The following is a 12,470-nucleotide window of genomic DNA, read 5'->3' as shown; positions in this document are numbered from 1 at the left end:
ATTGATATTATTAGTTGTTTTTGCCTTTTCTTCCAGTGTTTCACCCTTGCAGAAAGGCTCAGCTCAAAATGATGAGGCTCAGCAGCAAGAAAAAGGCCCTGTGTACCATCCTTTGCGCCCAAAACCCTATTCAAAAACGACTGTTAATGTGTAGTCTAACTCATTAGAACTTTTCAAATTTTTTAAATTCATGTACAACTTGTCGCTATGCAAAATCACTCGAACTCCGAAGGTAAATTTCGGGTTTATTTAGATCATAATGCGACAACACCACATTCATCTCGCTTAAAGTCTAGGTGGATGGAGTTGATGGACATTTCGGGGAATCCTTCATCGATTCATCAAGACAGTCGTGTATCTAAAACCATTTTGCGCGAGACCCGAAAAAAAATCGCAGATTTCTTGGGCTGCTCTCCGCTTGAAATTATTTTTAATTCGGGTGCGAGTGAAGGAAATAATTCCGTTTTAAAATCTGTTTATTCTTTGTTGCGTGAAACTCGTAATGAGTTTTTAATCAGCCATGTTGAGCATCCCAGTGTGTTAAAGACAGCAGAGGCCTTGCGTAGTTGGGGTGCCGTGGTTCACCTGATTCCTGTTGATCGCAACGGGAGTCTAGATCTAGATTTTTTAAAGTCGAAACTTTCGTCAAAAACAGCCTTGGTTTCGGTGATGTATGCTAATAACGAAACCGGCAGCGTCTTTCCCATTCAAGAAGTGACTCAGTTAGCACACGCGGCTGGAGCCTTAATGCATTCAGATTGTGTTCAGATGTTGGGTAAAAGTTCTGTCGACTTTAAGTTGCTGGATGTAGATTACGCCACATTTTCGGCTCATAAGTTTTACAGCCTAAAGGGGACAGGATTTGTGTATGTTAAAAAATCTTCTCCGTGGCAGCCACTCATTCATGGTGGAGGTCAAGAAAGATCCCGCCGTGGTGGCACTGAGAATGTAACAGGTATTGCTGCATTGAATATCGTGCTTGATGAGTTGAAATCTTATGAAGCGAAGATCAGTGAAGTTCAGCGCATGCGCGATCAGATGGAAGCTGAGCTTTTGCAAAGAATCCCTAATATTTCAGTAACTGCTGTGCAAGGACAAAGACTTGCCAATACATCCAGCTTAGTCATCACAGGTGTGGATGGTGAAACTCTGCTTATGAGTCTTGATTTAAAAGGTTTTTCTGTAAGTACGGGTGCCGCTTGCAGCAGTGGTAATCCTGAGCCGAGTCCTGTGCTGCTAGCCATGGGCTTAAGCCGACAGGAAGCGCAGAACTCGCTGCGCATCAGCCTAGGTTGGGAAAATAACGAGGGCGAAGTAAAAAGTTTTATCAACTGCTTAGTAGAGACAGTTGAAAAGTTACGGGCAATAGAAGCAGAAGAAGGAAAAAAAGACTATGCAGGTTAATTCTTCACAAAACAAATCTTCTAAAGGACGTGTACTTGTTGCGATGAGCGGCGGAGTGGACAGTTCGGTTGCGGCGGCACTACTGGTCGAGCAAGGCTACGAAGTCATTGGTGCTACGATGCAAGTCTGGGATTATTCTCAGTGTGATATCACAGAAGGGAATGGGACTTGCTGCTCAAGTATTGATGTGGATGATGCTCGCAGTGTCGCCGATAGATTAGATATTCCGTTTTATGTTTTAAACTGTGAAGCTAAATTTAAAGCATCTGTTATTGATCCTTTTGTTAAAGCTTACTTGGACGGGCAAACTCCACTGCCTTGTGTAAATTGTAATACGTATTTGAAGTTTGACCATCTAGTTAAAAAAATGAAAGAGCTGGATTGCGATTATCTAGCGACAGGACACTATGCTCAGGTCGTCTATGATCAGTCTGGTCACGCTCACATCAAAACATCAACGGATGACTGGAAAGATCAAACATATTTCTTATTTACAATAGACCCACAGATCGTTCCAAAATTATTATTTCCCATTGGTCATTTAAAGAAACCAGAGGTGCGTCAGATTGCTGAACAGAAAGGGCTAGTTGTTGCTAAGAAGAAAGATTCGACAGGAATCTGCTTTGTTGGTAACAGAGGTTATGATCAGTTCATAAAAGATCAGGTCAGCACTGAAGAATTAAAACTACGCCGTGGCAAAATCAAACGTTATCCATCGGGCGAAGTTATGGCTGACCATGACGGAATACATTTGTACACAATCGGACAAAGCAAAGGGTTGGGCATGACTTACCACGAAAAGCTTTTTGTTCTTAAAATCGATGTGAGTGATAACACAGTTTGGGTCGGAGACGAAAAAGATCTGTATTCCAATGTTGTAGAAGTTATTGAGCCTAAGTGGCTTTCCGATATTCAAGATGGTTCTGAATATGAAGTCAAAATTCGTTATCAACATAAAGCCTCTAAAGCTATTGTGACAAAAACAGATCGTGGCATTCGCTTGCAGTTCAAAGAACCTCAACGTGCGGTGGCTCCGGGGCAAGCGGCTGTTGTTTATGAAAACCAAAAACTAATAGGTGGCGGATGGATCACGTTGAACTGAATTGTGTTGAGCTAAATCAAAACGAACAAATTCGCCGTATAAGTCGGGAATATGATTTCGTGGTGCACACTTTTGGTTGCAAAGTGAACACCTACGATACGGGCTTAATACAAAAAAATTTAACGAATAATGGGTTTTCTGTAGTTAAGAAAAAATCCGAAGGACCTGTTATTCATGTTCTAAATACATGTGCTGTGACGGCTGAAGCCACACAACAAGCTGTGCGTCTTATTCGCAAAATTAAGTCTAAAGAGCCTATGGCGACAGTTGTTGTCACTGGGTGTGCGGCACAAGTGGATACCGGAGCCTTTGAAAATCTAACTGCGGCGGATTTAGTTGTAGCAAATTCTCATAAAGGGATGTTGCCGCAGATTATAGATCAGTATTTTAAAAATGAAAACAAACAGAAAGTTTTTAAATCGAACATCTTTAAGAAAGAAGATTTGGAAGCTGATGGGGGCCAAGAGCTGTCCCATACAAGAAGTTTCTTAAAAATTCAGGATGGATGTAATAGTTTTTGTGCTTTCTGTATTATTCCATACGCACGCGGTAAAAGTCGTTCTATCCCGATATCTCAAATTGTTTATAAAGCGAAAGAGCTCTGTGCACAGGGAATTAAAGAAATCGTACTTACAGGTGTTCATATTGGTGATTACGAAGACATGGTCGGTGGAAAGAAAAGACAGATCGAAGACCTTGTCGAGAGCGTCCTCAATCAAACTTCGGTTCAACGAGTTCGCTTATCATCTTTAGAGCCGATTGAGCTGAGTGATCGACTTTTGGATTTGTATCAAGATGACCGCTTATGCCCTCACTTTCACATGAGTATTCAAAGTGCTGATACGGAAGTTTTGCATCAGATGAAACGCAAGTACAGCGATAAGGAAGTACGCGAGAGCCTAGAGAGAATTCAGTCTAAGGTGAAAAATGCGTACGTAGGAATGGATGTTATCGCAGGTTTCCCTACGGAAACAGATGAGCAGTTTGAAAACACGTACCGCCTTTTAAGCGAAACGCCATGGACTCGATTACATGTATTTCCTTACAGTGAAAGAAAAGGCACACGCGCTGCAGTTTTAGAGCAAATTCCGATGATGAAGCGCAAAGAGCGTGCGCAGCGCCTGCGTGAGCTCAGCTTGCATCGCCTACAAAGCGAAGCCTTAAAACAAGTGGGGCTTGTAAAATCCTCATTGGTGTTAAATAAGCACTCTGATGGGGTACAGGCTTTGTCACGTGACTATTGGAATCTCAATTTAAATCTTACGGCAGAAGAACACGCACACATTCGTAATACAGAGGTTTTGGCAGTCGTAGAGTCTGTTTCAACTGGTGATACAGACGTTATTTTACATGCAAGGAGGATTGAAAATGCTCAATAAATCTTTGCAAGAACAATTAGAAAAAAAGCTTCAATATAGCTTTTCTAATGTGGAGCATTTGCAGATTGCATTGACTCACAAGAGCTACACTGTCGACGAGCATAGACAAAAAGAGAACAATGAAAGATTAGAGTTCTTAGGGGATTCGATTTTAAATTTTGTTGTGGCTGAAAAACTTTTAGGTCTATTCCCAGAAGCTAATGAAGGTGTTTTGTCAAAAAAACGAGCGTCGTTAGTGAATCTGAACAAGCTGGCGGAAATAGCTAAGAAGTTTGATTTGCAAGACTATATGTTCTTTGGACCGGGGGAAGTGAAGCAGGGAAATCACTTAAATGCACGAATTCAGGGTTCTTGTGTGGAATCTTTAATTGGCGCTATTTATCAAGATGCCGGATTTGAAACAGCTCGCTTGTGGACGCTCTCACAGTTTTCAAATGAAGATTTTTATGAAGAGGTCAACGCTTCATTTTTATCGGATTTTAAAACCAGATTACAAGAGTTAACACAAAAACATAAATTGGGAACTCCTGTTTATGAACTTGTTTTGAGTACAGGACCTTCGCATAAGCCAAAGTTTTTAGTTTCGTTGAAGTTGAACAGTATTGAAAAAAGTCGCGGTGAAGGCCCTAGTAAAAAAAGCGCCGAACAAAGTGCAGCAGAGCTCTATTTGAATGAGCTTGTTAAGACATTAAAGGAATCGTAGATATGGGATATAAAGCAGGATTTATTGGTTTAATTGGACAACCGAACGCAGGAAAAAGTACGCTGATGAATTATTTAATTGATCAGAAGGTATCTATTGTAACGGCAAAACCGCAGACGACAAGACGTCGTATTTTAGGGATTCAAAATAATGAAAACTCTCAAGTCATTTTTATTGATGCGCCAGGATTGGTGAAGGCCGAGAAAGGCTTAAATGCTTTTCTTGAAAAAGAAGCTCAGGATGTCATTAAAGAAAGTGATGCTCTTTTAGCTGTTTTAAGTATTGATGAAAAAGACTCAGATGCCATTGAAAAAGTCTTAGACCTAGTAAAAAAATCAAAAAAACCATGGATGGGTGTTATCACTAAAACAGATGTGGCGGATAAAGCTCACAGAATTTTAATTGTTAAAAATATGGTTGAGGAAATGGGGGCTAAATGTCTTCAAATTTCATGTCTTAAAGATGGCAAAGAAGGTCGTGATGAGATCTTAAAAGAGCTAGAGTCACTTCTTCCAGCCTCAGAAGCTCCACTTTTTGATGAAGATCTATATACAACAGAAAACGTACGGGAATTGGTTAGCGAAATCGTGCGTGAAAGATGCTTCGAGAACCTATCCCATGAGTTGCCATTTCAATTAGCTGTGCAGGTTAGAAAATTTGATGAAAACGCGAAACCTTGCCCTCATATTTATGTCGATGTCATCGTGGCTAAAGCGAGCCATAAGCCTATTGTGATTGGTCAAAAAGCTCAGGTGATTAAAAAAATTAGCAGTGAAAGTCGTCACGAGATCGAAAAGATCATGGATGGCAAAGTATTTTTAGAGTTGAACGTGGTTGTAAAAGAAAATTGGTTTGAAAAAAATCAATTTATGAAAGAATTAGGGTACATTGTCGATGCAAAGAAATGAAATTAATCTATTAGCACCAAAAGTAGCGATTATTGGACGTCCTAATGTAGGTAAATCTACGTTGTTTAATATCCTAACGGATTCAAGAAAATCCGTTGTAAAAAACCAAGCGGGGGTTACTCGTGATATTATTATCGAGCCTGCCGATGTTTGGGGTAAGAAATTCGATTTGATCGATACGGGCGGTGTAACAGAGTCTCAGGATTTGTTTTCTAAGTTAATTCGTGAACAGGTTTCGGACTTTTTACATTCGGTAGACTATATTATTGCTGTTATGGATGGCCGTGCAGGCCTAGTGCCGGAAGACCGTGATATTATTAAATTAGCTAAGCAAACAGGTCGTCCGATGGTCCTAGTTATCAACAAAGTCGACACACAACACGAGGATGAATTGGCAAAAGCTGATTTTTACGAGTTTGGATTAGATGTGGTAGCGGCTTCATTCGAGCAGCGCCGTGGCGTAGCTGAAGTGATGGAGTGGTTACAGGCTAATTTGCCAGAGGCGAAAGAAACGATTAAAGAGGGAATGCAGATCTCGATGGTGGGAAAGCCCAACGTGGGAAAAAGCTCGCTGTGTAACTGCCTGCTAGGTATTAATCGTATGCTAGTTTCAGATGTGGCGGGGACAACAGTCGATTCTGTGGACTCTCCATTTGTGTACAACGATAGAAAGTACGTTATTGTCGATACAGCAGGTCTTAGACGTCAGTCTCGTCGTGAAGATGATATCGAAATTATTGCGGCTTTTAAATCTCAAGAGTCTATAAGACGTTCACAAATCGTTTTGTTAGTTATTGACGGAACTGTGGGCCCTACAGAGCAAGATGCCAAAATCATGCAACAGATTCTAGAAGATCATAAAGGTGTTATCATTGTGGCGAACAAGTCAGACGTGGCGAGCAATGAGGTTGAATCCTATCGTGAAACGTTTAAAGCTCAAGTGGCACGGGAATTCCATTTCTTCCAAGACGTTCCTGTTGTGTTCACATCAGCGAAAACAGGATCAGGAATTAGTGATTTGTTTAAAATGATCGAGTCAGTAAGTGACAGATTGAACTTCCGTGTTTCAACATCTGAGCTGAATGATTTCTTCTTTGAAACTATTCGTAAAGCTCCAGCTCCGGTTTGGGGAATCACGAACATTAAGTTCTATTATCTAACTCAGACAAATCAAATGCCACCATCCTTTATTGCATTTGCGAATCATCCGGATGGCGTTACCAATTCTTACCGAAGATTTCTTATTAAGAATTTAAAAGAAAGATTCAATTTACATGGAATTCCAATAAGAATTTTCTGTATGAAGTCACGCAGAGGTGGCGAAAGCAATGCCCGAGACTAACCGCAAAAGAGTATCATTTAAGAATAGATATTCATTCTACTTGCTAGCTATCGGTAGCGCTTGTGGAATCGGGAATTTGTGGAGATTTCCCTATATTGTTGGTGAAAACGGCGGTGGTGCTTTTTTGTTACTGTATGTCTTCTTAGCATTAACTGTTGGGCTAACACTTCTGATTGCGGAGTTGATGATTGGTCATCATACCCGCAGTGGTATCGCAACTGCCACTCGTAAGTTGGCACAGGGTTCGAAGAAACCTCTTTACCTGTTTGGATGGCTCAGCCTTTGTATTACTGCGATTACGTTAGCGTACTATTCTGTTATCAGTGGTTGGGTCTTACATTATTTAACTCAGTTCATAGTGAGTTTTTTCAGAAGCGACTCGGCTTTTTATCTAAAAAATGTATCAGTGAATGTGTTATTTCAAAATGGATGGCTACAGTTTATGTTAGCCAGCGTTCACTTATTGGTTTCTGGAGTCATTGTCGTCAAAGGTTTTGGTGAAGGGGTTGAAAAACGCATTGCCTCTTTGTTGCCGCTATTCGGAGCTTTGGTGGTTTTTCTTTTATTAGGTTCTTTATCGCTGGATTCGACCCAGCAAGTTTTAAGGTTCTTGTTTTATCCAGACTTTTCTAAACTTAACCTCAGCTCATTAGGCCATGCCACGGGGCATGTGTTTTTTACTTTGTCTTTAGGATTTGGAAGTATGGTGACATTCGGAAGTTATCTTAAAAAAGAGGAACATCTGCCGAGTGTTGGTCTTAGAGTTACATTAGTAGACACGTTGATTTCGATTATTGCGGTGTTGTTGATATTTCCCATTGCCTTTTCAAGCTCAAAGCAAATAGCGACGGATCCAGGATTGCTATTTGATGTGCTCCCGAGCTTTTTGTCATCTATGCGTGGTGGGATATTATTTGGATTTATTTTCTTCTTGTTCTTATGGCTTGCGGCTTTGAATGCCAGTATCGGTCTACTTGAAACCATCACAGCGAATATCACAGAAAAAAAACCAGAGCTTCGCCGCTCTTGGGCGACGGCACTGGCTGTCCTTTTTATTCTTTTTATGACGATCTTCCCTGCATTTTCGGGAACTATTTTTAAAAATGTGAAAGTCCTAGGCCGCAGTGTGATTGAATCTTTTGACTTCACGCTGATTAATGTATTTCTGCCGATAGCGGCAATAGGCATGATCATCGTGTTTTTTGCTTCTATAACGTCTTCCGATCGCAAGAAGTTATTTGTGGATGATAATAAACCCACAAGTTCAGTTATGTACAATCAGTGGGTATTCGTTCTGAAGTGGGCTGTTCCGGCTGTCATTGGAATTGGATTGGTATTACTGATTTTAGATTATTGGTTTTAGATCTAAAAATAGATTTACTTAAAAATTAATCCCAATAATGGTGCTTAATTCATAAATATCACCTTTTAGGCGTGGACTTACGGGGCTTAATACGGGTTCAGTTTGGCCAACTTTTTCTTCTTCGATGCGATCGTTGTTTTCATCGGGAAATTGCACGTAGTGATAAACAGCTTGTAATCCTAAATAAGCTTTGTGACGCATCAAAGGAATTTCTATACCAGTTCCTATTTTAAATCCAAATGGGCGATCTGGTGTAAGTGGTAAGGACTTGGATAGATTGTAAGTACGAGTAAATTGACCTACGCCGAATAAGACATATGGGCTTAAATCAGCAAGACCGCGAGTCACATTTTCTGTGTTGAAATAGTACTTCAAATTAAGATCAAAAGTCTGAATATTTACATTTCCCGTATAAACTTCAGAAACACTGGTCATGCTGTCGTCATTATAACTCTTAAAGGAAACAGAGCTATCCGAAATAGAGTAGCTTAAAGAGGTTGCGAGTTGTAAATCAAAGAAGTAACTGAATTGAAATCCCCATGCGGGAGCGGCCGAGTAAGCCTGCGAAAAGCCATCAGTAAAGCCTCTGTAGCCCACCATAAGCCCCAATGTAAGAAAGCGACCATTTTTGAAAAAATTGATATCAGCTTCTTCTTCGGCGCTTTGTTCATTTTCATTGTAATCGGCGAAAGGATCGAATCCCTCGTCAATATCAGTTCCTTGTGCATAAGAGTGCTGATGAAATAAGCTTATGGAAAGCAAAATAGCGACGAAGAGTTTCTTGATGAGGTTCATTTGCACGTTTCCATTGTAAATGAAGTTGGACAGAGTTGTAGAATAAAGTACGTCGCTATTCTTTGGTCCTGAAGCGTTAATGGAAAAACGGGTTTTCATTTTTTGGAGTGGCTGATAGCCTTAATGGGTTGGGTTTTCAATGAAGTTAGCTTACTTAGGATACGACAGAACTGTCTTTAAAACATATTCGGTTTTAGCCACCTGTTTTACTCACATTGATAGTTATTTGTGTGATTATGACTTTGGCGCCAGTGATTCGGATTTTTTAGATCTGCCGATTATGGCTGAAAATGTGCTTATTCCTAAAGATGTGACTTTACAGACGGCAAAACATAAGCATGTTCTGAAAAGTATTGAAAATGAATATCTCTCATTCAAAAGCAATATCTATCGAAAAGAAAAGCTCTACAAAGAGGCCATTGCTTCTGAAAAGAAGATTATTCCAAATCATTTTGCGCTACGAGATATTATTCGCCTGAAATTTGATACGGATAATAATAAATATGTTATTGAAGGTCGCGATAAAGACCCAATCCAGTACGACTATATCATTATTCAAAATCACCAGATTGTGGCGGATGTCTTATACGATCAAGGGCATAATTTGTTCTCGTTGTTGCCTATGCAATCGAATGTGTTGTTGAATTTGGACTTTGCCATTGAAAGACTTTATGAAGGAGCTCATTTGCCGAATGAGTGCCTCTATGTCCACAACACTAAACTTAAAACCATTTTTGATAATTGGTATATCTGTTGGTTGAACGACGAAAATCTTAGAGTCAGTTTATTAATTTCCAGTGACCAGTATAAGAGTCAGGATTTTATCGATTTTATTGTAGATAGAACTTCTAAAGTTATGTCTGAGGTGTTCGAGAGCATTCGAATCAAAGAGATCATTGCGACTCATATTACAGCAACGGATGGGTTTGATTTGCAAAATGCTAAATTAAATCATCCTAAGTACACGGCAATATTTCCTTCGTTTGCCTATTGGTCGCAAGAAAAAATAAACTATTACATAAAAAATATGTTCTTTGCGAAGAATAGAAATAATCAAGCTTTGTTTTACGGTAAGGAATCCGAATGATCTCTCGCTATACAACCGAATTGATGACGAAACAGTTTTCACAAGAAGCCCGTTTCGAATATATGAAAAATGTAGAAGTGGAATGTGCTCTTGTGCAAGCTGAGATGGGATTGATTCCAAAAAAAGCAGCTTCAGACATCAAAAAGAAGGCCCACTTTCAATTGGCTCGCATACAAGAGATCGAAAAAACAACTAAACACGATGTTATCGCTTTTGTTTCCAATTTGGCCGAAAATGTGGGTGCGAGTGGTAAGTTTATTCATTTTGGTCTTACGAGTTCTGATGTTCTAGATACCGCTTTGAGTTTGCAAATCAGTGGTGGGCTGGAAATTTTATTAAAAGAAATTAGTGACTTACAGAAAGAGCTTAAAGCTTTAGTGAAGAAACACGAAAAGACGATTTGCGCAGGAAGAACCCATGGTATCTACGCCGAAATCACGACGTTCGGATTTAAGTTGGCGGGTTTTTTACAAGAACTCGAGCGAAATAAAGCCAGACTGCAAGTTGCGCAAAAAGATATCAAAATTTGTAAACTGAGTGGGGCTGTTGGGACTTCATCGGCATTGCCATTAGAGTTTGAAACAAAGGTGGCTAAGCGCTTAAAGCTAGAAGTGGAGCCTTTCGCTACCCAAGTGATCCCGCGTGATCGCCATGCGGGGGTTTTAAATGCCTTAGCTCTTTTAGCTGCGGGATATGAACGACTGGCTGTTGAGCTACGGCATTTACAGCGCAGCGAGGTCTCTGAAGTGATTGAAGGGTTTACTAAGGGGCAAAAAGGCTCATCGGCCATGCCTCATAAAAAGAACCCTATCAGTGCTGAAAATATCAGTGGGCTATCGCGGTTGATGCGAAGCTATGCTCAGGCGGGGCTAGAGAACATTGCCCTTTGGCACGAACGGGATATCAGTCACTCTTCTGTTGAGCGAGTGGTTTTTCCAGATGCATTTCAATTGGCGCATTATATGACGATTCGTCTAAAGGATTTGTTAAAAGGCCTTTATGTCGATCAGGACAGAATGTTTGAAAATACGCAACAATTAGGCGGCGTTCTTTATTCGTCGCACTTGTTACTTTATTTGGTTGAAAAACGAAAAATGAGCCGCGAAGAGGCGTATGCCCTCATTCAAAGTTTGGCCCACGGCCTACAAAAGGGTGAACATCTATTCGACCGAATCCAGAGGGATGAAAAGGCTTCTGGCTTATTTAATGTGGCTGATTTGGAAAAGATATTTTCGGGCAGCAAGCATCTTAAATCTATTGAGAAGCGATTGAAAAAATACCTTTAAGCTATAGTGGATATTCTGGCTTAATTTCGAGGTCCTGAAAGCAGGTGAAGGCTTGTTTTGAGGGCTGTTATCCGTCAAACTAGCGATGTGTCTAGCAAGAAAAAAAATCCAAAAAAAAAATCTCAAATCACAAAAGTGAAAACAGTAAAAAATAAGAAGCGAGCTATCCGCTTAGATGCTTTATCGTCTGGAGACCTGATTGAGGTCGTGGCTCCAGGGTCTTATTCCCCTGAAGAGAACTTGCAAAAAGGCATTAAGGAATTACAGGCGTTGGGATATGAAGTGTCGAGTGATCCCAGCACTTTGCAACCACATTTGAATTTTTTGTCTAACACTGATCATGAGCGATTTCGTTTTCTGAAAAAAGCTCTGATGAGTTCGAAGAATAAAGGGGTCTGGTGTCTGCGTGGTGGTTATGGTGCTATTCGGCTTTTGCCATTCCTTGATAAAATGAAAGCTCCGTCTAAACCTAAGCTTTTGATAGGCCTGAGTGATGTGACATCATTGCATATCTATGTGACTCAAAAGTGGGGATGGCCAACATTGCATGCACCCTTGTTAGATCGTTTGGCTCTGAAAAAGTTGAGCAAGGCGAACTTAGGCGAATTGCAGTCTGCTTTAGAGGATGCAAATTATGTGGCAGAATTTAAAGATCTAGAGCCCTTGAACTCATCAGCTCGCAAACGTAAGAGTATAAAATCCAGTGTTATTGGTGGGAATCTTATGGTTCTGACGTCTACCTTAGGGACGCCCTATCAAATAAAAACCGAAGGTAAGATCTTATTTATCGAAGAGGTTTCAGAAAGAGCATACCGCATAGATCGTTGCTTACAACAGCTCAAGCAGGCGGGGATTTTTAAAGGAGTTCAGGCGGTAGTTTTTGGTGATATGACAGCCTGTGATGAGCCCAATAAAGAAAACTATTTGGATGAGACGCTGAAGAGTTTTTTTGCAGATGCTAAATTCCCTGTTTTCAGAGGAGTCGAGACTGGTCACGGAGAAATTCAGCGACCACTGTTTTTTAATACCGAAACGCATATTTCTTGTGGAGATTCTGCGCGGATGCTAGTCTATTCTGCATTCAAGTAGTTCCAGAGGGGT

The 12,470-nt window shown here is 40.4% G+C and carries 11 protein-coding genes; 10 read left to right on the top strand and 1 reads right to left on the bottom strand.

The genetic code is table 11. The annotated features are described in order from the left end of the window. Positions 1-207: 207 nt before the first annotated feature. The 7 genes from A11Q_RS06865 to A11Q_RS06835 are packed head-to-tail and all read left to right on the top strand — an operon-like array spanning position 208 to position 8,201. Positions 208-1,404: a cysteine desulfurase family protein gene (locus tag A11Q_RS06865; RefSeq protein ID WP_015470071.1), complete on the top strand. Its 1,197-nt coding sequence runs from the start codon at positions 208-210 to the stop codon at positions 1,402-1,404. Continuing rightward, positions 1,394-2,506 (top strand): tRNA 2-thiouridine(34) synthase MnmA, encoded by a 1,113-nt coding sequence (gene mnmA / locus A11Q_RS06860; protein ID WP_015470070.1) that lies wholly within the window; start codon positions 1,394-1,396, stop codon positions 2,504-2,506. The genes A11Q_RS06865 and mnmA overlap by 11 nt, the downstream gene beginning before the upstream one ends. Continuing rightward, positions 2,488-3,885, top strand: a complete 1,398-nt coding sequence (mtaB, locus tag A11Q_RS06855) for a tRNA (N(6)-L-threonylcarbamoyladenosine(37)-C(2))-methylthiotransferase MtaB (RefSeq protein WP_015470069.1) — start codon at positions 2,488-2,490, stop codon at positions 3,883-3,885. Before mnmA ends, mtaB begins: the two co-directional genes overlap by 19 nt. Continuing rightward, the gene (gene rnc / locus A11Q_RS06850) at positions 3,875-4,588 is read left to right on the top strand and encodes a ribonuclease III (RefSeq protein ID WP_015470068.1); all 714 of its coding nucleotides are present in this window, start codon (positions 3,875-3,877) and stop codon (positions 4,586-4,588) included. Before mtaB ends, rnc begins: the two co-directional genes overlap by 11 nt. Positions 4,589-4,590: 2 nt before the next feature. Further along, positions 4,591-5,496 carry a GTPase Era gene (era, locus tag A11Q_RS06845; RefSeq protein WP_015470067.1) on the top strand — a complete coding sequence of 302 codons (906 nt, stop codon included), beginning with the start codon at positions 4,591-4,593 and terminating at the stop codon, positions 5,494-5,496. Continuing rightward, a complete protein-coding gene (gene der / locus A11Q_RS06840) occupies positions 5,483-6,838 on the top strand; it encodes a ribosome biogenesis GTPase Der (protein ID WP_015470066.1) in 1,356 nt (451 codons plus the stop codon). Before era ends, der begins: the two co-directional genes overlap by 14 nt. Then, complete coding sequence (locus A11Q_RS06835) at positions 6,825-8,201, top strand: sodium-dependent transporter (protein WP_015470065.1); 1,377 nt, start codon at positions 6,825-6,827, stop codon at positions 8,199-8,201. Before der ends, A11Q_RS06835 begins: the two co-directional genes overlap by 14 nt. A gap of 18 nt (positions 8,202-8,219) precedes the next feature. Here the strand turns inward: A11Q_RS06835 and A11Q_RS06830 are convergent, their stop codons facing one another. Next, positions 8,220-9,095, bottom strand: a complete 876-nt coding sequence (locus A11Q_RS06830; protein WP_148284959.1) for an outer membrane beta-barrel protein — start codon at positions 9,093-9,095, stop codon at positions 8,220-8,222. Between the two features lie 40 nt (positions 9,096-9,135). Between A11Q_RS06830 and A11Q_RS06825 the strand changes: the two genes are divergently transcribed. From A11Q_RS06825 to A11Q_RS06815, 3 genes are read left to right on the top strand one after another with little or no spacing between them, the layout of a single operon-like run. Next, a complete protein-coding gene (locus A11Q_RS06825) occupies positions 9,136-10,083 on the top strand; it encodes a hypothetical protein (RefSeq protein WP_015470063.1) in 948 nt (315 codons plus the stop codon). Next, positions 10,080-11,369, top strand: coding sequence for an adenylosuccinate lyase (purB, locus tag A11Q_RS06820; protein WP_015470062.1), 1,290 nt, complete (start codon positions 10,080-10,082; stop codon positions 11,367-11,369). The genes A11Q_RS06825 and purB overlap by 4 nt, the downstream gene beginning before the upstream one ends. 57 nt (positions 11,370-11,426) lie before the next feature. Next, a complete protein-coding gene (locus tag A11Q_RS06815; protein ID WP_015470061.1) occupies positions 11,427-12,458 on the top strand; it encodes a S66 peptidase family protein in 1,032 nt (343 codons plus the stop codon). Positions 12,459-12,470: the final 12 nt, after the last annotated feature.

The organism is Pseudobdellovibrio exovorus JSS (genome assembly GCF_000348725.1).
Lineage (GTDB): Bacteria > Bdellovibrionota > Bdellovibrionia > Bdellovibrionales > Bdellovibrionaceae > Pseudobdellovibrio > Pseudobdellovibrio exovorus.
Note: the sequence above shows the minus strand (reverse complement) of the source record. Positions and strands in the feature narration are given on the sequence as shown.

Excerpts from the sequence above, each read along its gene's own strand:
- rnc (WP_015470068.1), top strand. The coding sequence starts at position 3,875 with ATGCTCAATAAATCTTTGCAAGAACAATTAGAAAAAAAGCTTCAATAT.
- purB (WP_015470062.1), top strand. The coding sequence starts at position 10,080 with ATGATCTCTCGCTATACAACCGAATTGATGACGAAACAGTTTTCACAA.
- A11Q_RS06825 (WP_015470063.1), top strand. The coding sequence starts at position 9,136 with ATGAAGTTAGCTTACTTAGGATACGACAGAACTGTCTTTAAAACATAT.
- A11Q_RS06830 (WP_148284959.1), bottom strand. The coding sequence starts at position 9,095 with ATGAAAACCCGTTTTTCCATTAACGCTTCAGGACCAAAGAATAGCGAC.
- der (WP_015470066.1), top strand. The coding sequence starts at position 5,483 with ATGCAAAGAAATGAAATTAATCTATTAGCACCAAAAGTAGCGATTATT.
- mtaB (WP_015470069.1), top strand. The coding sequence starts at position 2,488 with ATGGATCACGTTGAACTGAATTGTGTTGAGCTAAATCAAAACGAACAA.
- A11Q_RS06835 (WP_015470065.1), top strand. The coding sequence starts at position 6,825 with ATGCCCGAGACTAACCGCAAAAGAGTATCATTTAAGAATAGATATTCA.
- A11Q_RS06865 (WP_015470071.1), top strand. The coding sequence starts at position 208 with ATGCAAAATCACTCGAACTCCGAAGGTAAATTTCGGGTTTATTTAGAT.
- era (WP_015470067.1), top strand. The coding sequence starts at position 4,591 with ATGGGATATAAAGCAGGATTTATTGGTTTAATTGGACAACCGAACGCA.
- mnmA (WP_015470070.1), top strand. The coding sequence starts at position 1,394 with ATGCAGGTTAATTCTTCACAAAACAAATCTTCTAAAGGACGTGTACTT.